The organism is Micromonospora sp. ATCC 39149 (assembly GCF_000158815.1).
In the GTDB taxonomy this organism is placed as follows: domain Bacteria; phylum Actinomycetota; class Actinomycetes; order Mycobacteriales; family Micromonosporaceae; genus Micromonospora.
Map to the genome: position 1 here is coordinate 2,800,346 of NZ_GG657738.1, position 19,865 is coordinate 2,820,210.

Sequence of the window (19,865 nt, forward strand, 5' to 3'; positions counted from 1 at the left end):
CTCCTCCTCCTGTGTCGTTGCCGCTCCCGCCCGGGGCGGCAGCCGCTCATCGCCGGCCGGCGCTCCGGTACGCCCGCCAGCCCCCGGCGGCGCTGATGTCCTCTGCCTCCGGGCCAGCGGCGTACGCCTCGCAGAGGAAGCCCAGGACGGCGCGCCCGTCGTCCAGCCGGACCCAGCCGAGCGAGAGCGGGGCCGGGACCCCGGCCAGCAGCCCGCCGACGGCGGACGTGGGCAGTCGCCACAGCTCGACGTCGATGCGGTGGCCCCGGGCCGGGTCGACCCTGACCAGGCCGGGCAGCCCCTCGCCGTCGGGGGTGTCCATCCGGTAGAGCCGGTAGCAGGGTGCGGTGCGGGTGGTGCCGGCGAGGGTGGCTCCCCGGTCGGTCAGCTCACCGTTACGGGACTCGCCGGTCAGGTGCCGCCCGACGACGGCCACGAGCACCTCCGCCGGTCCCGGTGCCGGCCCGGCGCCGGCTGCCGGCCGGCCGGCGTCGGCCGGTTCCGCGCCGGTCCCGGCGGCGAAGGCGGCGGCGAGCCGGGCCAGGGTGGTGTCGCTGAACGCCGGGCCGACCAGGGTCAGGCTCGCCGGCCGACCGGCGGCGGTGAACCCGTTGGGCACGGTCACCGCGGCCAGGTCGAGCAGGTTCGCGAACTGGGTGTAGCGGCCGAGCATCGCGTTGCGCCCGATCGGGTCCTCGGCGATCTCGTCGAGCGTGAACGTGGTGCCGACGGTGGGCACGACGAGCACGTCGACCTCCTGCCACACCTGGTCTACCCGCGCCCGCAGTTCCCGGAGCCGGTGCCGGCCCCGGAAGGCGTCGATCGCGTCGTAGCGCCGCCCGGTTTCCAGCACGGTCCGGGTGACGGCGAGGACCGCCTCGGGGCGCTCCCGCAGGAAGCCGTCCAGCCCGGTCAGCCGCTCGGCCACCCAGGGCCCCTGGTAGAGCAGGTCCCCCGCCTCGAAGAAGGTGCCCAGCGGCACCGGCTGCGCGTACGCGACCAGGTCGCGCAGCCGCCCGACGCCGGCGGTGAACCGGTCCCGCTGCCCGGCGTCACCGAAGAACTCCAGGTCTTCTGCCCGGGGTGCCCCGAGGCGTAGCGTCCCCGGCATGCGGGCAGGCACCCGCTCGGCCGGCAGCGGACGCCCCCACGGGTCGGCCGCCGTGACGCCACGGGCGGCGTGCAGCACGTCCATGGCGCCGGCGACGTCGGCGGCGAAGACCGAGACGCAGTCCAGCGAGCGGCAGGCCGGGACCACGCCGGCCGTGCTGAGCAGACCCCGGGTGGGCTTGACGCCGACGATGCCGTTGAGGGCCGCCGGCACCCGGCCGGAGCCGGCGGTGTCCGTGCCCAGGGCGAAAGTGACCTGGCCGGTGGCGACCGCGACCGCCGAGCCGGAGCTGGAGCCGCCGGAGATGAGCCCGCCGCCGAAGACGCTCTCGCAGCTGCCGTACGGCGAGCGGGTGCCGGTCAGGCCGGTGGCGAACTGGTCGAGGTTGGTCTTGCCGACCAGTAGCGCGCCGGCGTCGAGCAGCCGGCGCACCACGGGCGCGTCCGCGTTCGCCTCGTATCCGAAGTCGGGGCAGCCGGCCGTGGTGACCATGCCGGCGACGTCGATGTTGTCCTTCACCGCGAACGGGACGCCGTACAGCGGAAGCATCGCCGGGTCACCGTCCCTGGTCAGCGACGCGGCGCGGGCCCGCAGGCGGTCGGCCGGGACGGTGCTGATCCAGACCGGGGCGCCATCGCGGCCGGCGAGCCCGGCCAGCACGCGTTCGGCCTGGTCGGTGGGAGTCAGGGCACCCTCGCGGTACGCCGACCGCAGCTCCGCGAGCGATCCGATCCGTTGTGACATACAGTCGATTGTCGACCGTTCTGTTACAGGGAACGGCGCTGCAGGTAACGACGAGATGACGCCGGCCCCGGACCTGGCCCCGGGCGGACCCTCGCGTCGGCCCCCGGCCCGCCTGGTCGAGGTACGAACTAGCCGAGGTACGAACGCCTAGCCGAGGTACGAACGCGCGCCGTGCTCCGAGAGCACCGCGAGCACGGCCTCCGGATCCTTTCCGGCAACCGCCTCGAACAGCCGTTCGTGCCGGTGGACCCCGTCCGACGGCTGCGCCACCTCCGCCTCGCGGCGCAGGTTGATCGCCATGTATAGCTGCAACTTCATCAGGATCGAGTCGTACACGGCGGAGAGCTGCCGGTTGCCGGCCAGCGCCACCAGCGCGACGTGGAACGCCCGGTGCGACTCGGCGACCGCCAGCCGATCACCGATCCGGGTCGCGTCGCGCATCTGGTCCAGCGCCGCCCGCAGCCCGGCCAGGTCGCCCTCCCTGGGCACCGGGATCGCCCTGCGCACCGCCACCCGCTCCAGCACGTCGCGCAGCTCGTACAGCTCCCGCACGTCCCGGTCGGAAAGGGTGGCGACCCGGACCCCCCGCCGGGGCACGTGCTCCACCAGCCCCTGCTGCGCCAGCAACCGCAGCGCCTCCCGCAGCGGGGCCCGGCTGATCCCGAGCCGCCGGGTCAGCTGCTCCTCCACCAGGCGTTCGCCCGGCTCGCTCCTACCGCTGAGGATCTCCCGGGTCAGCCGGGAAACGGCGAGATCCACCAGGCTGGGGCTCTCCAACTCGCCATCCATCGGCGATGCGGCCACGTCGCTCACTTCGAAGAGTCTGCCATTGCCACCAAACGGTCGGTGTGGGCGCGCCCCGCGCCCCGGCCGTCAGACGGCGCAGTTGACCAGGACCGGTTCCGGGTGCAGGGGTACGCCGAAACGGGCGTGCACGCCGTCGCGGATGTCGCGGGCCAGGGCGATCAGGGCGGCCGTGCTGGCCGTGCCGCCCCGGTTGGTCAGGGCGAGGGTGTGCTTGCTGGAGATGGCCACCCCCTCCGGGCCGGGATGGCCCTTGGCGAAGCCGGCCTTGTCGATCAGCCAGGCGGCGCTCACCTTGACCGTGTCGCCGGCCCCGGGCCAGTGCGGCGGCTCGCCAAGGTCGGCGGCGCGCTCGCGCAGCAGCTCGTACGCCTGGCGGTCGAGCACCGGGTTGGTGAAGAACGAGCCCACCGAGCGGGTGTCGGGGTCGTCGGCGTCGAGCACCATGCCCTTGCCGGCGCGCAGCCGCAGCACGGCGGCCCGGGCGTCGGCCAGCGGCACCGCGTCGCCCGGCTCGACGCCGAGCGTCCGGGCCAGCTCGGCGTAGCGGACCGGGCCGGACAGCGGGGATCGGGCGAGCCGGAAGTCGACCGAGAGCACCACCCAGCGCTCGCTGTACTTGAAGACGCTCGACCGGTAGGCGAAGCCACAGTCGGCCGCCTCGATCCGGCCGAGGGTCCCCTCGGCGCGGTCGTACACTCCGACGCCGACTATCGTCTCGGCCACCTCCTGGCCGTACGCGCCGACGTTCTGGATCGGGGTGGCCCCGGCCGACCCGGGAATGCCGGCGAGGCACTCCAACCCGGACCAGCCGTTGGCCACGGTGGCCGCGACGAGGTCGTCCCACGGCTCGCCGGCCTCTACCCGTACCGTGACGGTGTCGGCGTCCTCCGCGACGACCCGCAGCCCCCGGGAGCGCACCAGCACGACGGTGCCGGGGAATCCGGCGTCGCCGATCACCACGTTGCTGCCCCCGGCGAGGATCAACACCTCCTCGTCCCGCAGGCGGGCCTGCTGCACCTTTTGTACGATCTCCTCGGCGCTGGCAGCGATCTCGATCCGTCCGGCCGGGCCACCGAGGCGCAGGGTGGTGTATTCCGCCAACGTCGTCGAGTCGGCGGCGCGGGTTTCGGTGGCCGGGTGGGCACTAACGTCTGACACGCCCTTCACCCTAGGCTGAGAGGGAGCCGTGGCACCCACTGGTGGCCCGGTCGCGCGGGAGGATCGTGATGAGCAGACTGCACGGCACGAAGGACTTCTGGATCGGCGCGTTGCGGGCTGAGGGGCCCGCGTTCGCCGCCGCCGTCGCGGACGCTCCCCCCGAGACACCCGTGCTCTCCTGCCCGGGCTGGACGGTCACCGACCTGACCCGGCACCTCGGCGAGGTCTACCACTGGGTGAACATCATCGTGACCGCCGGGGGCACCACCCGACCGGAGCGCCCCGAGCTGGGCGCGCTGGCCGCCGGGACGTCCGCGCTGGAGTTCTGGCAGCAGGAATACGGCCGGCTGATGGCGACCTTCGACAGCCTGGAGCCGGAGGCCCCGGCGTGGAACTGGGCGCCGCAGCCGAAGAAGGCCGGTTTCTGGCCGCGCCGAATGGCGCACGAGACGGCGGTGCACCGCTGGGACGCCCAGCTCGCCATCGCCGCCGGCGAGCCGATCGAGGCCAAGCTCGCGGCCGACGGGGTGAGCGAGGTGCTGGACACCTGGCTGCCAGCCGGCAGGCGCACGGCCACCGGCCGGTGGCACGGGGTGGTGCACCTGGCCGCGCCCGACGCGGGTCAGGACTGGTACCTGCGGCTGCGCGGCGAGGGGGTGGCGCTGCTGGACACCGACACCATCCTCGACCACGACAACCACCACGCCCGGGCCGAGGTCACCGGCACGGCGAGCGACCTGCTGCTGGCGCTGATGGGCCGGGTCAGCTTCGACACCCTCGGCGTACGGGGCGACCGGGCCCTCCTCGACGGGCTCCGCACCGGCTGACCGCCCGCGCGACTCCCGCCCTCACGTGGCCTCTCGGCGTACCCGGGGGGCCACGCGTCGTCGTGCCGGCCGACCCACGCGGGCGGGCCGTGCGCGACGGGGGCGCTGGTTAACTGGTTAAGAAGGGGCCCCTGCTCTACCGGATGCGTTAACAGGGGGCCCTTCCATAACGCATCGAGGACGTTCTCTTGACATCTCCCGGACCAACGATCACTCTCTTGTGAGAGCGCTCTCTCAACGGTTAAATCCCGTCCCCACCACCACCTGCAAGACCTGAGAGGGGTCCAAGAACAGATGGGTGTCTTTCCGCGCCGCCACCTCGCGGCCGTGGCCCTCGTCGCGGCCACCGCACTGCTCACCACCGCCGGCTGCGGCGGGGACGAGCCCGCCGAGGGCGGGCCGATCACGCTGACCGTCGACATCTTCGGCCAGATGGGCTACCAGGAACTCTACAAAGAATACATGGCGGCCCACCCCAACGTGAAGATCGTCGAGCGGGGCACCGGCGGGACCCTCGACGAGTACTCGCCGAAGCTCACCCAGTGGCTCGCCGCCGGGAAGGGCGCCGGCGACGTGGTCGCCATCGAGGAGGGCCTGCTCGTCGAGTACAAGGCCAACCCGCAGAACTTCGTCAACCTGCTCGACCACGGCGCGGCCGAACTCAAGGGCAACTTCCTGGACTGGAAGTGGGACCAGGGGCTGACCGCCGACGGCAAGCAGCTCATCGGCCTCGGCACCGACGTCGGCGGCATGGCGATGTGCTACCGCAGCGACCTCTTCGCCAAGGCCGGGCTGCCGACCCAGCGCGACGAGGTGTCCAAGCTCTGGCCCACCTGGCAGGACTACATCGCCACCGGCGAGAAGTTCAAGGCCGCCAACACCGGGGCGTCGTTCCTGGACTCGGCGACCAACACCTTCAACACCATCGTGCTACAGACCGCCGGCAACGCGCAGGGCTACCACTACTACGACACCGCCAACAACCTGGTGGTGGACAGCAACCCGGCCGTGCGGCAGGCCTGGGACACCACGATGGACATCCTCGACTCCGGCCTGTCCGGCAAGTACAGCTCCTGGTCCGAGGAGTGGGTGTCGGCGTTCAAGCAGGCCAAGTTCGCCACCATCGCCTGCCCGGCCTGGATGACCGGCGTCATCGAGGGCAACGCCGGCCCGGCCGCCAAGGGCAAGTGGGACATCGCCCAGGTGCCCGGCAACGGCGGCAACTGGGGCGGCTCCTTCCTCGCCGTGCCGAAGCAGAGCAAGCACCAGGCCGAGGCGATCGAGCTGGTGAAGTTCCTGACCAGCGCCAAGGGACAGATCGGGGCGTTCAAGGCCAAGGGGCCGCTGCCGTCCAACCCGCAGGCGCTGGACGACCCGGCGGTGGCCGATTCGACGAACGCGTACTTCTCCGACGCCCCCGTCGGCAAGATCTTCGCGGCGGGCGCGAAGAGCCTCAAGCCGGTCTACATGGGCCCGAAGAACCAGGCCGTCCGCACCGAGGTGGAGAACGCGGTCCGCACCGTCGACCTCGGCCAGCGCAGCCCCGAGCAGGCATGGGCCGACGCGGTGAACAACGCCAAGAAGGCTGCCGCCAAGTAAGCCGGCGCGGGCGCGCGGGCGGCGCTCCGGTACGCCGGGGTGCCGCCCGCGCCGCGCAGAAAGCGGAAAGGAGTGACCGGGCCATGAGCGTCCAGCTCGACGCCCGGCCGCCGGTGAGACCGGCGGTCCGGGGCAGCGCCCGCCAGTTGTGGGAGTACCGGCTCAGCCGGCTCGACGAGAAGTACTCCCCCTACCTCTACATCGCCCCGTTCTTCCTGCTCTTTGGCGTCTTCGGGGCGTACCCGCTGGCGTACACGTTCTGGGTGTCTCTGCACGACTGGGACCTGCTCGCCACGGAACACCAGTTCGTCGGCGGGGAGAACTACAGCCGGCTGCTGGCCGACCCCGACTTCTGGCACTCGCTGACCAACACCCTCGGCATCTTCGTCATCTCGACCGTGCCGCAGTTGCTGGGCGCGCTCTGGCTGGCCAGCCTGCTCAACCGGCGGCTGCGGGCCCGGACCACCTGGCGGATGGCGGTGCTGGTGCCGAACGTCACCTCGACCGCCGCCGTGGCGATCGTCTTCGGCGTGCTGTTCGGCCGGCAGTTCGGCATGATCAACTGGCTGCTCGACCTGGTCGGCGTCGGCGCGATCGACTGGAAGGCCAACCGGTTCGCCTCCTGGGTGGCCATCTCCGCCATGGTCGACTGGCGGTGGACCGGGTACAACGCGCTGATCTTCCTGGCCGCCATGCAGGCCATCCCCCGCGACCTGTACGAGTCGGCGGCGATCGACGGGGCCAGCCGGGCCCGGCAGTTCTGGTCGATCACCGTGCCCCTGCTCAAGCCGACGATCATCTTCGCGGTGATCGTCTCGACCATCGGCGGTCTCCAGCTCTTCACCGAGCCCCGGATGTTCCACTCCGGAACCAACCCGATCCGGGGCGGGTCGCTGCGCGAGTCGCAGACGATGACCATGTACATGTTCGAGAACGCCTTCGCGCCGCACTACAACTTCGGCTACGGCTCGGCGGTCGCCTGGCTGCTGTTCGCCCTGATCGCGATCGTCGCGGCGATCAACGTCGTGGTCCTGCGCCGGCTCGGCGGCGTTGACCGGCCGACACGGACCCGCCGGCCCCGCAAGGAGCGCTCCCGATGAACCGACTCTGGTCCGCCAACCGGCTCACGTACGCCGCCCTGGCCGTCACCGCCCTGCTGTCGGTCTTCCCGATCTACTGGATGTTCGTGGTGGCCAGTCGGTCCAGCGACGCGATGGGCCAGATACCGCCGCCGGTCACCCCCGGCGGCAACCTGGGCGCGAACATCTCCCGGTTGTTCGCCAACACCGACGCGTACTTCCTCACCGGCCTGATCAACTCGGCGATCGTGGCGGTCACGGTCACCGTCTCGGTGGTCTTCTTCTCCACCCTGGCCGGGTTCGCCTTCGCCAAACTGCGGTTCCAGGGCCGCAACGCGCTGCTGCTGGTGATCATCGCGACGATGATGGTCCCCACCCAGCTCGGGGTGATCCCGCTGTACCTGCTGATGACGAAGTTGAACTGGAACGACCGGCTGCCGGCCGTGATCGTCCCGGCGCTGGTCACCGGGTTCGGGGTGTTCATGATGCGCCAGTACGCCAGCCAGGCGGTCAGCACCGAACTGATCGAGGCCGCCCGGATCGACGGCTGCGGCACCGCGCGGATCTACTGGAACGTGGTACTGCCGGCGCTGCGCCCGGCCGCCGCCGTCCTCGGCCTGCTGACGTTCATGACGACCTGGAACGACTTCCTCTGGCCTTACGCTGTCCTCAACGACCCGGAGAACCCGACCGTGCAGCTGTCCCTGCGGGCGCTGTCGGATGGCTACTACCAGGACATGTCGCAGGTCTTCACCGGCACGGCCATCGCGACCCTGCCTCTTCTGCTGGTCTTCGTCCTGTTCGGCCGCCAGATCATCGGCGGAATCATGGAAGGCGCGGTCAAGGCGTGAGCGCGAGGAGTGAGCCGACCCTGCGAGCCCCGCAGTCGCGAACGAAAGAGGGTAGGGCGTGAGCGAGCTTCGATTCCCCGACAACTTCGTCTGGGGCGCGGCCACCGCCGCGTACCAGATCGAGGGCGCGGCCCGCGACGACGGTCGCGGCCCGTCGATCTGGGACACCTTCAGCCGTACGCCGGGCCGGGTCCACGCCGGCCACACCGGCGACGTCGCCTGCGACCACTACCACCGGTACGCCGACGACGTGGCCCTGATGGCGGAGCTGGGACTGAAGGCGTACCGGTTCTCGATCGCCTGGCCTCGGATCCAGCCGGACGGCACCGGGCCGGTCGAGCCGCGCGGGCTGGACTTCTACGACCGGCTCACCGACGCGCTGCTCGACCGGGGCATCGACCCGATCGTCACGCTCTACCACTGGGACCTGCCGCAAACCCTGGAGGATCGGGGCGGCTGGACGAACCGGGAGACCGCCGAGCACTTCGCCGCGTACGCGGCGGCCGTGCACGGCCGGCTCGGCGACCGGATCCGCACGTGGACCACGCTCAACGAGCCGTGGTGCTCGGCCTACCTCGGGTACGGCAACGGGTTGCACGCCCCCGGCGTACGGGACGCGGGCGCGGCCTTCGCCGCCGTACACCATCTGCTGCTCGGGCACGGCTTGGCGGCCCGGGCGCTGCGCGCGGGCGGCGCGGAGGTCGTCGGGATCACCCTGAACCCGGCGGAGGTGCAGCCGGCGGACCCGGACAGCGCGGCGGACGCGGCGGCGGTCCGGCTGGTCGACGGGTTGCAGAACCGGATCTTCCTGGACCCGCTGACCGGTGCCGGGTACCCCGCCGACGTGCTGGAGCACGTGTCCCGGATGGTCGAGCCGACGTTCGTCCGGGACGGGGACGAGAAGCTGATCGCCGCGCCGATCGACCTGCTCGGCATCAACTACTACGCCCCGACGTACGTGGCCGGGCGGCCGGACGGGGCGGGCGGCAGCGCGTACCCGGGCACCGAGGGGGCGGTGGAGTTCCTGCCGGCGACCGGGCCGCGCAGCGACATGGGCTGGGCGATCGAGCCGGCCGGGCTGGGCCGGCTGCTGGACCGGTTCGCCGCCGACTACCCGGGCCTGCCGCTGATGATCACCGAGAACGGCGGCGCGTTCCCGGACCGGGTGATCGAGGACGGGCCCGACTCGACCGGCCGGGTGGCCGACGCCGACCGGATCGACTACCTCGACGGGCACCTTCGGGCGGCGCACGCGGCCATCGGCCGAGGGGTTGACCTGCGCGGCTATCTCGTATGGTCGTTGCTGGACAACTTCGAGTGGGCCGAGGGGTACCGCAAGCGGTTCGGAATCGTTCACGTCGACTACCTGACCCAGCGGCGCACACCGAAGGCCAGTGCCCGGTGGTACCAGGAGGTGATCTCCCGGAACGGGCTGTGACGAGGTAGCGAGCGCTTCGATGACCAAAACCCAGCGACCGACCCTGGAGGCGGTGGCCCGGCAGGCCGGCGTCTCCCGGGCGACCGTGTCCCGGGTGGTGAACGGCTCCACCACCGTCGCCGAACCGATCCGGGAGGCGGTCCGCCGGGCCGTGGCCGAGCTGGGGTACGTGCCGAACCTGGCCGCCCGCAGCCTGGTCACCCAGCGGACCGACTCGGTCGCCCTGGTCCTGCCCGAGGAGGCCACCCGGGTCTTCTCCGACGACCAGGTGTTCCCGAGCATCATCCGGGGGGTCGCGCAGGAGTTGGAGGCGGCCGACAAGCAGCTCGTGCTGATGCTCGCCGGTTCGCCCGCCGGGCACGCCCGGGTGGAGCGGTACACCACCGGTCGGCACGTCGACGGGGTCGTCTTCGCCTCGCTGCACGGCGCCGACCCGCTGCCGGCGAAGCTCGCCCGGATCGGCATCCCGGTGGTGTGCAGCGGCCGGCTCCTCAGCGACGTCGGCGTGCCGTACGTCGAAGTCGACCATGTCGGCGGGGTGACCCGGGCGGTGCGGCACCTGCTCGACTCGGGGCGGCGGCGCATCGCCACCATCGCCGGTCCGCAGGACATGTTCGCCGGGGTGGAACGGCTGGTCGGGTACCGGGCCGCGATCGCCGAGGCGGGGCTGCCGGAGCGGGTGGCGTACGGGGACTTCACCCGCGAGTCGGGGGCGGCGGCCATGCGGCAGCTCCTCGATGCCCACCCCGGCCTGGACGCGGTCCTCGCCGCGTCCGACCTGATGGCGCACGGCGCCATGCGTACGCTGCGCGAGGCGGGGCGGCGGGTGCCCGCCGACGTGGCAGTGATCGGGTTCGACGACATCGAGACGGCCGCGTACACCGACCCGCCGCTGACCACCGTGCGGCAGCCGATAGTCGACCTGGGCCGGAAGGCCACCCGCCAGCTGCTGCGGATCGCGGCCGGCGAGGACGTCGAGCCGGGCCTCGTGCTGCCCACAGAGCTGGTGCTGCGCGCCTCGGCGTAAGGAGGGGCCCCTTGTTAACGCCTACGGTAGAGAGGGGTCCCCTTCTCACCACCTCCAGCGGGGCGGCACCCTGACGGCTACGAGTTCACAGGGCTAGGAGCCCGCTCAGGCCGATGGCGTCGCAGACGCCGGGCATACCCGCGCGAGCACGAAGGATCCGGCGTCCTCGGCGAGGACGGCCGACCCGCCCACCAGGGTCCAGCCTGCGGGCAGGCGCAGCCACGCCACGTCGGCACCGGCGTCGTCGACGACGAGCGCGCCGCCCTCGGTGGGCACGGTGAGGGCCACGCGCTCCCGGTTCGGGGTGACGAACTCGGGCGTCACGGTGACGAACCGGGCCCCGGTCGCGCCGGCCGGCAGCCCGAACACCCACACGTCCTCGTCGGGATAGGGCCCGCCGCCCAGCGCTGCGGCGCAGGCCGGCTCGCGCGCCGCCGCGGGAAGCGGCGCGTCGGCGGGGTCCAACCGGATCGTCGTACGCGGGCCCGCTGGCGGCGGCGCGGGCGGTCCGCCGGCCGGGGGCGGGGTGGGCCGGACCTCGCGCCGGGGCAGGTCCGGGGCGAGGCCCGCGATCCCGAGCACCGTCAGGCAGGCCGTGGTCGCCGAGACCGCGAACCTGAACCGGGCAGCTTCCACGCCACGCACTCCCGAGCTATTGCACCTTTTGCACCATTCAGGATAGGTGCTCGCGCCGTCGGTGACCGCCGGATGGTCCAGCTCAGTGCTACCCCAGCTCAGCGCTCCCCGGCGGACCGACGCGATGGCTCCTCGGTGGGCTGACCCAGCTCGGTGGGCTGACCCAGCTCGATGGACTGGCCCAGCTCGATGGACTGGCCCAGGGAGCGGCGGGTGAGCAGGGTCGCGCCGGCGACCGCCGCCGGCATGATCAGCACCGCGCCGAGCGGGATCAGGAAGCACCCGAAGACGGCCACCCCGAAGCCCAGCGTGGTGGCCCGGTCGGCCTTCAGCAGCGACCGGCGGTCGGGCAGCCGCATTCCGCGCCGGTAGAAGGGTGCCCCCGCCAGCTCCAGCGCGAGAAACCAGCCGCCCACCATCGCCCCGATCACCGGTACGACGGTCTGGCCGACCACCGGGATCAAGCCGGCCACGAGGAGCGGGACGCCGACGAGCGCGGAGATCGCCACCAGTCGCAGCGAATCGACCACGCTCCGACGCAGCGACGCCCAGAACGGCACCTCCACCGCGCCGGGCGTGCCACCGTAGCGCTCCTCGACCCGCTCGGAGATCTTCTCGTAGAACGGGTCGCCGATGGCCAGGGTCACGGCGGTGAAGGTGAGCACCCCGAGCAGCCCGCCGACCCCGAGGAAGGCCAGGCCGGCGATCGCCCGGACGAGGCTGCGGGCGGTGCCGGACCAGTCGTCGGCGAACGGGGTGACCAGCGCGGCAAGGTCGTCCACGAAGTACACGAGGGTGGCGAAGGCGGCCACGAAGAGCGTCCCCGAGATCAGCGCCGGCACGATGCCGAGCAGCATCAGGCCGGGGCTGCGGACGTACAGGCCGATGCCGCGCAGGAGCAGCCCGACCCCGGCGAGGAAGCGGCCGACGACGCCGGTCACCGGCGCGGCGATGCTGGGTACGTTCACGACCGCTGAGCCTAACGCCGGCCGACCGGCTCGGCCGGCACCCCGGCAGCAGGGCGGGTGAGAAGGTTCCCTGCTATACGCAGGCGTTAACAGGGGGCCCTTCCTTGCACAATGGGCGGGTGCGGGCCTCGCGGTTGATCTCGTTGGTGCTGCTGCTCCAGTCGCGGGAGGCGATGACGGCGGCCGAGCTGGCCCGCGAGCTGGAGATTTCCGAACGGACGGTGTACCGGGACGTGCTGGCGCTGTCGGCCGCCGGGGTCCCCGTCTACGCCGACCGGGGCCGGGCCGGCGGGTACCGGCTGCTCGGCGGGTACCGGACCCGGCTGACCGGGCTCACCCGGGACGAGGCGGAGGCGCTGTTCCTGGCCGGGCTGCCCGGGCCGGCGGGCGACATGGGGCTGGCCAACGCGGTCGCCTCGGCCGAGCTGAAGGTGCTGGCCGCGCTGCCGCCCGCCCTGCGCGACGCCCCCGCCCGCGCCGGGCAGCGGTTCCATCTGGACGTGCCGGGCTGGTTCCGCGACGCCACGCCGCCGCCCCGGCTGGCCGAGCTGGCCGGGGCGGTCTGGGCGGACCGGGTCGTCGAGCTGCGCTACCGTCGCGGCGACGGCGAGGTCGTCCGGCGGGTCGAGCCGTACGGGCTCGTGCTCAAGAGCGGCATCTGGTACCTGGTCGCCCGCGTCGGCGACGGCATGCGCACGTACCGGGTCGATCGGGTCGTCGACGTGGCGGCGGCCGGGGAGACGTTCGACCGGGACGAAGGCTTCGACCTCGGCGCGTACTGGCGGGAGCAGGCCGAGGCGTTCCTGCGGAGCATGCAGCGGGCACACGTCCGCGTACGGCTGAGCCCCGCCGGCCTGCGCGCGCTGCGCGGCGCCCCGGAGGCCCCCTTCGGGTACGCCGAGGCGACGGCCGCCGCTGGCGAGCCCGACGACGCCGGCTGGGTGGCCACCCGGCTGCCCGTCGAATCCGTCGATGTGGCGTACGAGCTGTTGTTGCGGCTCGGGCCGGAGGTGGAGGTGCTCGAACCGCCGGAGCTGCGGGGGCGGCTGGCCGCTGCCGCCGCCCGGCTCGCCGCGCTGTACGGCGGGCCGGGCGGCGAACGAAAGGGCGACGCACCGGAGGGCGACGGTGGTCAGCGGTAGTCGGCCACGTCGGCCTGCTTGCCGTCGTGCACCACCTCGGTGATGTAGCGGAAGGCGTCCGGCTGGCTGCCGTCGAGGTCGGTGAAGCCGTACACCCGGGCCAGTTCCCCGCTGGAGACGGACCTGCCGTTCCAGCGGGCCCGGTCCGGGTCGGCAGCCAGCGCGGCGACCGCTCGCCCGACGAACGCGGGGGTCTCCGAGATGAGGAAGTGCGGGTCCTTCGCCGCGCCGTCGCGCCAGTTGGCCTCGGTGACCCCAAAGTGCTCCAGCATGTACTCGGAGCGGATCCAGCCGGGGGAGAGCGCGACGGCGGTGCCGCCGTGCGGCTCCAGCTCGTGCGCCTGGGTGAAGGCGAGGCGGTTCACGCAGGTCTTGGCCAGGTCGTAGAAGACCGACAGGCGGTAGTGGACGTCGTTGTACTCCCTGGTCCCGTCGCCGATCTCCACCACCAGCCCGCCGGGGTGGCGGATCAGCAGCGGCAGCGCGAAGTGGCTGGTGATGACGTGGGTGTCGACCGCGAGCCGCAGGGTGCGGAAACCGGCGTCCAGGGGCTGCTCCCAGACCGGCTTCTCCCAGGTGATCAGGGGGTCGGCGCCCCAGACGTCGTTGACCAGCACATCGAGCCGGCCCTGCTCGGCGTCGATCCGGGCCACCAGGTCGCGGACCTGCTCGGGTACGAGATGGTCGACCCGGACCGCGATGCCGGTGCCGCCGGCCGCGCCGACCAATTCGGCGGTCTCCTCGATGGTTTCCGGCCGGTCCAGTTCGGATCGGCCGGCGGTGCGGCTGCTGCGCCCGGTGGCGTACACCGTCGCCCCGGCCGCGCCGAGCTGGATCGCGATCTGCCGGCCTGCGCCCCGTGTCGCCCCGGCGACGAGCGCGATTCTTCCGGTCAGGGGTTTCGTCGTCATGCGTCGACCCTGGCAGCAGTACCTGACAGCCGAAGTCAGGTTTTGCGAACGAGTCTCCTGCGTCATGCTCGGCGCATGCACCTGCTGCTCTCGGGAATCGTCGGTTCGGTGGCGTACGGGCTGGCCCGGCCCGGCTCCGACGTCGACCGGATCGGGGTGTTCGCCGCGCCGACGGTCGCCTTCCACGGCCTGCACCCGCCCCGCGAGTCGGTGGTCACCACCGACCCGGACGTCACCCTGCACGAGGCCGGCAAGTACGCCCGGCTGGCGCTGAGCGGCAACCCAACCGCCATCGAGCTGATGTGGCTGCCCGACGACTGCTACGAGACCCGCACCGAACTGGGCGACCGGCTCATCGGCATCCGGTCGGCGTTCCTCAGCGCGCCCCGGGTCCGCGCCGCCTACCTCGGGTACGCCGCGCAGCAGTTCCGCAAGCTGGCCACCCGTGGCGATGGGACGTTCTCGGCCGACACCCGGCGGCGGACCGCGAAGCACGCCCGGCACCTGGCCCGGCTGCTGCACCAGGGTCGACTGCTGTACGCCACCGGCGTCCTGGAGATCCGGCTGGCCGACCCGGAGCGGTTCCGGGCATTCGGGGAGCGGGTGGGCGGCGGGGATCTGGCAGAGGCGCAAGCCCTGCTCACCAAGGCGGAACGGGACTTCGACACCGCGCGAACCCCGCTGCCGGAACGGCCCGACTCGGTGACGGTCGAACGCTGGCTGCTCGACGTACGGGCCGCCCACCTGCCGTCGGTAGGGCTCAGCCCGTCCGCTCGTGGGGTGTGACCACCACCACGGCCGACCTCACTCGTTGAGGAACCCCGAAATCCGCGCCCGCAGGTCGGCACGTTCCGACCAGAGCACGCCCGGGCGGTCGTACACGTGCAGGGTGGCCTGGGGGAGGACGGCCGCGAGCTGCTCGGCGACCTCGACCGGGTGCAGGTCGTCGCCCGCACAGGCGAGCACCAGGGCCGGGGCGGTCACCGCGGCCAGCCCAGACCGGTCGCCCAGCGGGGCCTGGTCGGGCAGGGCGGCGAGGCCCGCCGCGAGGCCGTCGCGGAGTAGCTGGTCGAGCCGCTGCCGCAGGTACGCCCACCCGGCCGGCGTGTTGCGTACGGCGGGCGGCAGCTCGGCCGCGACGACATCGGCGACGGCGGAGGCGTCCCCGTCCTCCACCGCGTCGAGCAGTGCGGTGATCCGGTCCCGGGCGGCCGGGCCCCGGGGCCGGTCGAGCGCCGCCGGGAGGAAGAAGACCAGCCGGTCGAAGCGCTCCGGGCTCTCGACGAGCAGCCGGCACAGCGCACCCGCGCCGAGGCTCGCGCCGAACGCGCGGGTGGCGTTGCCGAGGTCGGCGACAGCCCGCAGGTCCCGGGCGAGGTCGAGGTAGCTCCACGGGCCGGCCGGCGCCTCGGAGCGGCCGTGCCCCCGGAACTGGAAGAAGATCTTGCGGCCGGTGAGGCCGCTGCCGAACGGACGGGTGGTGGCGATGCCGTTGCCCAGCCCGTGCGCGAACACGGTGACCGGGTCGCCGACGCCGGTGACGAGCTGTTCGAGGCGCACCCCGTGCGGGGTGGTGACCAGCTCGGTCTCCGGCTCGGGCAGGGCCGGCCGCCCGGTGCGCGGGGCACCCGGGCCGGGGCCCCAGGTCCGGGGCCCGCCGTCGGGCGGCGGTGGCCAGCGAAACCCTCTCACCAGGACGACCCCCGGCCGTCGTGCAGGTCGCGCAGCCCGACCCGGACGTCCAGCAGGTAGATCAGGGACGCGGCGATGCCGATGAGGCCGAAGATGTTCAGCACGTTGTTGGTCAGCAGGGTGAGCACCAGGCAGACCGCGAGGATGGCGATCCACCCGCCCTTGGGCAGGGTGCCGATGGCGGCGAAGGCCTCGCCGCGTTGGGTGATCGCGTGCACGAGTGCCACCCCCTCGATGACGAGGGCGAACACCAGCAGCAGCATGGTGATCCAGTACTGGACCTGGAAGGCGAAGATCGGCGCGGCGATGGCCATGCCGGCAAGCTTATGCCGACGACCCCGGATCCGTCGCCAGGACGCATCCGGGGTCGTGCGGCGCGGGGCCGGAAGGGGTCGGCTACTCGGCGGCCGGGCGGGCCCGCCGGGTGGCCTTCGGCAGCTTCGCCGACGGGGTGTCGCTGGCCTTCGGGGTCGCCCTGCCGGCGGCGGCCTTCGGGTCGGCCTTCGCGTCGGCCTTCGCGGTGGTCGCTCTGGTCGCGCGGGTGCGCGTGGCCCGGGCGGCGGCCGGCTTGGCCTCGACGACCTCGGCCACGTCGGCCGGGGTCGGGATGTGCTCGGCCTCGGTCGCCGCGATGTCGGCGTTGATCGCGTCGGCGGCCTCCAGCACACCCGCCCCGACCACGCGCTCGCCACGGGCGACCAGACCGGCGTACGCGGCGAGGGCCCGCTCCTGGGCGGCGTGCGCGCCGGCGACGACGACGGCCGCGTTCCGGGCGGCCAGCTCGCGCAGCCGGTCGAGGTCTGTCAGCTCGCGCAGCCGGTTGACGTCGGCGGCCTCGCGGAGGCGGTTGACGTCGGCGGCCTCGCGCAGCCGATTCAGGTCGGCGGCCTCGCGCAGCCGATTCAGGTCGGCGGCCTCACGCAGGCGGTTCAGGTCGGCGGCCGCCCGCAGCCGGTTCAGCTCGGCCGGAACGGACTTGCCGCGCAGCTCGGCGGCGGTCTGGTTCGCCGTACGCAGGGTCTCGGTGGCCTTCTGGCGCAGCTCGAAGCCGGTCACGACGGCCTTGCCGCCCAGGTCGGCGACGACCTTGCCACTGAGGTCGGTGACCACGGTGGGCAGCTTGCGGAGCTGCTCCAGCGCCAGGTCGCCGGCTCCGGCGGCGGCGTAGAGCGGGGCCGGGATGCGGTGGGTCTTCGGCTGGGTCATCGCTTCTCCTCTTCGACCGCCGCGGCGGCCTTGTCGGTCTCGACCGCGGCGGCGGTCTCCTCGGTCGCCTTCTCGGCGGCCTTCCTCATGGGCGTGCTGGGGGGCGGGGCGGGTGCCGGACCAGCCTCGGTGACGGCGACCGACTCCAGGACCGCCTCGGTCGGGGTGCCGTCCGGTGTGGTGGGTCCGGTCGCGGCCGGGGTGGTCGTGGCCGGGGCCTGCGGGGCGGTGCCCGGCGCGGACGGGGCGGCGGCCTGGCTGCCGGCCACCGAGCGGCGGCCGTCGCCTCGGCGAGCCGGCTGTCTCCCGGCGGAAAGTCTCGTAGATCTGGCTCAGGGACTGCTTCTGCGCCATCGTCAGGTCGGGATCGACCGCGATGGCGGCGAGCACGCCCTCCCTGTCCTTGTCGTCGAGCAGGCCGGCCCGCAGGTACATCGCCGGGGTGGAGACCCGCAGCGCGCTGGCGAGCTGCTGGAGCACCTCGGCGCTGGGCTTGCGCAGGCCGCGCTCGATCTGGCTGAGATACGGATTGCTGACGCCCGCCTGTTCGGCGAGCTGCCGCAGCGAGATCTTCGCGTTCCGCCGCAGGTCACGGATGAACCCGCCGACGTCGGGTAGGTCCTTGGGAGTGGCCATGACCCCACGCTAACCGACTCCGCTAGCTGCTGCAAGCAAAACGCTAACCAGAGTTAGCGAAGTCTCACGCCCTGGTCAGCGGCGTCCACCTCCGCTGTTGCGCGCCGTCCGTGCGGTCCGTACCTTCCCCGTGGTGACGAAGATCGAGATCAACGGCGCGAAGCTCGCGTACGACGACGCGGGGGACGGACCGCCCGTACTACTGCTGCACGCCGGAATCGCCGACCGGCGGATGTGGCGGGAACAGGTGCCCGCCCTCACCGCCCGGCACCGCGTGATCGCCGTCGACTTGCGCGGCTACGGCGACTCCGGGCTGCCCACCGACCCGTTCGCCCACCGCGACGACGTGGTCGGCCTGCTGGACGCCCTGGAGTTGCCCCGGGCCGCGCTCGTCGGATGCTCCTTCGGCGGGGCGGTGGCGATCGACACCGCCCTGGCGTACCCGGACCGGGTCAGCGCACTCGCCCTCTTCGGCACGGCCGTCAGCGGCAACGAGTGGTCCGAGGAAGCCAACGACCTGTGGGACGACCTGGTCGGCGAAACAGACCCCGAGGACCTCGCGGCCAGCGCCGCCGGCGAGGTGCGGTTCTGGGTGGTCGGCCCGCGCCGCCGCCCCGAGGACGTCGACCCGGCGCTGGTCCGGTTCGCCGAGGAGATGGACCGCCGGGCACTGGCGGCCGAGCTGGCGCTGAGCGCCGTCGACGTGGCCGAACTCGACCCGCCCGCGATCGAGCGGCTCGGCGAGCTGCGCGTACCGGTGCTGGTGACCGCCGGGGCGGCCGACGTGCCGGACATCGGCCGGATCGCCGACCGAATCGCCGCCGAGGTGCCGGGCGCGGTACGGCTGCCGGACGTACCGGACGCGGGACACCTGCTCCCCCTGGAACGCCCGGAAGCCGTCAACTCCGCCCTGCTGGCCTTCCTGCCGTGAAAGCAGGGGCCCTTTGTTAACAGACGGGTGTTAACAAGGCCCTGCTTTCTACTCCCCCGCCGTCACCAGACGGGGCGGACCGTCCCGACCGGCACCCCGCCGCCCAGCAACGGCAGTTCGGCGTACTCGTCGAGGACGGGCGCCCGGACGCCCAGCCGGCGCAGCGCGGAGACCAGGACCGGCATCCGGGCCCGGGACGCCCCGTCGTCGATCTTCAGCGCGACCGCGCCCACCCCCGGAAGCGCGGCGGCGATCACCCCCTCCGCGCCGATCTTCGCGATCGCGCCAGGCAGACCGCGCATCAGCCGGCTGTCCTCGGCCCAGGTGCCGCCGACCAGCTCCGGGTACCCCCGCATGGCGTCCGCGACGGTCCGCTCGGGCGAGCCCGGCCCGGCGGCGACCAGCCGCAGGTACGCGCGGGCCAGCCCGGTCAGCGACACGGCCAACACCGGCGCACCACAGCCGTCGACCCCGACCGCCGCCACCGGCTCCCCGGTGCACTCCTCCACGGCCGCCCGCAGCACCCGTTGCAACGGGTGCTCCGGCTGCCAGTACCCCGCACGGGGCCAGCCGGTGACCAGGCAGGTCAGCAGCATGCCGGCGTGCTTGCCGGAGCAGTTCATCCGCCCCCGGGTGGGTCCACCGCCAGCGCGCAGCACCGCCTGCCGGGCCAGCTCGCCCATCGGCAGGTCGGGCGGGCAGCCGAGGTCGGACTCGTCCAGCCCGGCACCAGCCAGCAGCGCGTGGACCCGCGCCAGGTGGAACTCCTCCCCGGCATGACTGGCCGACACGATCGCCACGTCGGCCGGATCGGTCAACGGCAGCCCGGCGCGGAGCATGCCGACGGCCTGCATCGGCTTGCTCGCCGAGCGGGGGAAGATCGGCGACGTGCCGTCCCCGGCGCCGGCCACCACCGCGCCGGCCGCGTCGAGCACCACCACCGAGCCGCGGTGCAGCCCCTCCACGAACCCGGAGCGGACCACCTCGACCAGCGGCACGCCACCCTCGTACGTCTTGCTCACGGGTGGACGGTACCGACGGGCCGCCGACGGCCGGAACGCGGGTGACCAGGCCGGTTGCGCTTACCACGACAGGGGCGACG

General features: G+C 73.0%; 19 protein-coding genes and 1 pseudogene. 9 read left to right on the forward strand and 11 right to left on the reverse strand.

Annotated elements, in window-relative coordinates; all coding sequences use genetic code 11:
* Positions 1 to 46: 46 nt before the first annotated feature.
* The 3 genes from atzF to MCAG_RS11810 all read right to left on the reverse strand — a co-directional run bounded on the left by atzF (position 47) and on the right by MCAG_RS11810 (position 3,820).
* Complete coding sequence (gene atzF, locus MCAG_RS11800; RefSeq protein WP_007073200.1) at positions 47 to 1,855, reverse strand: allophanate hydrolase; 1,809 nt, start codon at positions 1,853 to 1,855, stop codon at positions 47 to 49.
* A gap of 147 nt (positions 1,856 to 2,002) precedes the next feature.
* On the reverse strand, positions 2,003 to 2,668 hold the full coding sequence (locus MCAG_RS11805) for a GntR family transcriptional regulator (RefSeq protein WP_007073201.1): 666 nt from the start codon (positions 2,666 to 2,668) through the stop codon (positions 2,003 to 2,005).
* Positions 2,669 to 2,728: 60 nt separating this feature from the next.
* Positions 2,729 to 3,820, reverse strand: coding sequence for a UDP-N-acetylmuramate dehydrogenase (locus MCAG_RS11810; RefSeq protein ID WP_036373168.1), 1,092 nt, complete (start codon positions 3,818 to 3,820; stop codon positions 2,729 to 2,731).
* 68 nt (positions 3,821 to 3,888) lie between these two features.
* On the opposite strand from MCAG_RS11810, the gene MCAG_RS11815 reads away from it, so the two are divergent.
* From MCAG_RS11815 to MCAG_RS11840, 6 genes are all read left to right on the forward strand, one after another.
* Positions 3,889 to 4,647, forward strand: a complete 759-nt coding sequence (locus MCAG_RS11815) for a maleylpyruvate isomerase family mycothiol-dependent enzyme (RefSeq protein WP_036373170.1) — start codon at positions 3,889 to 3,891, stop codon at positions 4,645 to 4,647.
* A gap of 294 nt (positions 4,648 to 4,941) precedes the next feature.
* Positions 4,942 to 6,246 (forward strand): extracellular solute-binding protein, encoded by a 1,305-nt coding sequence (locus MCAG_RS11820; protein WP_007073204.1) that lies wholly within the window; start codon positions 4,942 to 4,944, stop codon positions 6,244 to 6,246.
* A gap of 83 nt (positions 6,247 to 6,329) precedes the next feature.
* Entirely contained in the window at positions 6,330 to 7,346 is a 1,017-nt protein-coding gene (locus tag MCAG_RS11825) for a carbohydrate ABC transporter permease (protein WP_036373172.1), read from the forward strand.
* Entirely contained in the window at positions 7,343 to 8,176 is an 834-nt protein-coding gene (locus MCAG_RS11830) for a carbohydrate ABC transporter permease (RefSeq protein ID WP_007073206.1), read from the forward strand. Before MCAG_RS11825 ends, MCAG_RS11830 begins: the two co-directional genes overlap by 4 nt.
* Positions 8,177 to 8,234: 58 nt before the next feature.
* Positions 8,235 to 9,614, forward strand: a complete 1,380-nt coding sequence (locus tag MCAG_RS11835) for a GH1 family beta-glucosidase (RefSeq protein ID WP_007073207.1) — start codon at positions 8,235 to 8,237, stop codon at positions 9,612 to 9,614.
* 19 nt (positions 9,615 to 9,633) lie between these two features.
* Complete coding sequence (locus tag MCAG_RS11840) at positions 9,634 to 10,641, forward strand: LacI family DNA-binding transcriptional regulator (RefSeq protein ID WP_007073208.1); 1,008 nt, start codon at positions 9,634 to 9,636, stop codon at positions 10,639 to 10,641.
* 105 nt (positions 10,642 to 10,746) lie between these two features.
* Here the strand turns inward: MCAG_RS11840 and MCAG_RS11845 are convergent, their stop codons facing one another.
* Together MCAG_RS11845 and MCAG_RS11850 are read right to left on the reverse strand one after the other, a co-directional pair.
* Positions 10,747 to 11,277: a hypothetical protein gene (locus tag MCAG_RS11845; RefSeq protein ID WP_036373174.1), complete on the reverse strand. Its 531-nt coding sequence runs from the start codon at positions 11,275 to 11,277 to the stop codon at positions 10,747 to 10,749.
* A gap of 98 nt (positions 11,278 to 11,375) precedes the next feature.
* Positions 11,376 to 12,245, reverse strand: a complete 870-nt coding sequence (locus MCAG_RS11850) for an EI24 domain-containing protein (RefSeq protein WP_007073210.1) — start codon at positions 12,243 to 12,245, stop codon at positions 11,376 to 11,378.
* 119 nt (positions 12,246 to 12,364) lie between these two features.
* On the opposite strand from MCAG_RS11850, the gene MCAG_RS11855 reads away from it, so the two are divergent.
* Positions 12,365 to 13,387, forward strand: coding sequence for a YafY family protein (locus MCAG_RS11855; RefSeq protein WP_050777936.1), 1,023 nt, complete (start codon positions 12,365 to 12,367; stop codon positions 13,385 to 13,387).
* Here MCAG_RS11855 and MCAG_RS11860 read toward each other — a convergent pair.
* The gene (locus MCAG_RS11860) at positions 13,378 to 14,298 is read right to left on the reverse strand and encodes an SDR family oxidoreductase (protein WP_007073212.1); all 921 of its coding nucleotides are present in this window, start codon (positions 14,296 to 14,298) and stop codon (positions 13,378 to 13,380) included. The genes MCAG_RS11855 and MCAG_RS11860 overlap by 10 nt on opposite strands.
* 75 nt (positions 14,299 to 14,373) lie before the next feature.
* Between MCAG_RS11860 and MCAG_RS11865 the strand changes: the two genes are divergently transcribed.
* On the forward strand, positions 14,374 to 15,084 hold the full coding sequence (locus tag MCAG_RS11865) for a DNA polymerase beta superfamily protein (protein WP_007073213.1): 711 nt from the start codon (positions 14,374 to 14,376) through the stop codon (positions 15,082 to 15,084).
* 18 nt (positions 15,085 to 15,102) lie between these two features.
* On the opposite strand, the gene MCAG_RS11870 is transcribed toward MCAG_RS11865, so the two are convergent.
* The 4 genes and pseudogenes from MCAG_RS11870 to MCAG_RS36205 all read right to left on the reverse strand — a co-directional run bounded on the left by MCAG_RS11870 (position 15,103) and on the right by MCAG_RS36205 (position 17,832).
* Positions 15,103 to 15,990, reverse strand: a complete 888-nt coding sequence (locus MCAG_RS11870) for an alpha/beta fold hydrolase (RefSeq protein ID WP_036373176.1) — start codon at positions 15,988 to 15,990, stop codon at positions 15,103 to 15,105.
* Positions 15,987 to 16,304, reverse strand: a complete 318-nt coding sequence (locus tag MCAG_RS11875) for a DUF2516 family protein (protein ID WP_007073215.1) — start codon at positions 16,302 to 16,304, stop codon at positions 15,987 to 15,989. Before MCAG_RS11875 ends, MCAG_RS11870 begins: the two co-directional genes overlap by 4 nt.
* Before the next feature lie 82 nt (positions 16,305 to 16,386).
* Positions 16,387 to 17,196, reverse strand: a complete 810-nt coding sequence (locus MCAG_RS11880; RefSeq protein WP_036373179.1) for a hypothetical protein — start codon at positions 17,194 to 17,196, stop codon at positions 16,387 to 16,389.
* Positions 17,193 to 17,832: pseudogene (locus MCAG_RS36205) on the reverse strand (helix-turn-helix domain-containing protein). Before MCAG_RS36205 ends, MCAG_RS11880 begins: the two are co-directional and overlap by 4 nt.
* Before the next feature lie 133 nt (positions 17,833 to 17,965).
* Between MCAG_RS36205 and MCAG_RS11890 the strand changes: the two are divergent.
* Positions 17,966 to 18,763, forward strand: a complete 798-nt coding sequence (locus tag MCAG_RS11890; protein WP_198141540.1) for an alpha/beta fold hydrolase — start codon at positions 17,966 to 17,968, stop codon at positions 18,761 to 18,763.
* A gap of 62 nt (positions 18,764 to 18,825) precedes the next feature.
* Here the strand turns inward: MCAG_RS11890 and MCAG_RS11895 are convergent, their stop codons facing one another.
* Positions 18,826 to 19,785, reverse strand: a complete 960-nt coding sequence (locus MCAG_RS11895; protein ID WP_007073218.1) for an asparaginase — start codon at positions 19,783 to 19,785, stop codon at positions 18,826 to 18,828.
* Between the last annotated feature and the right edge of the window lie 80 nt (positions 19,786 to 19,865).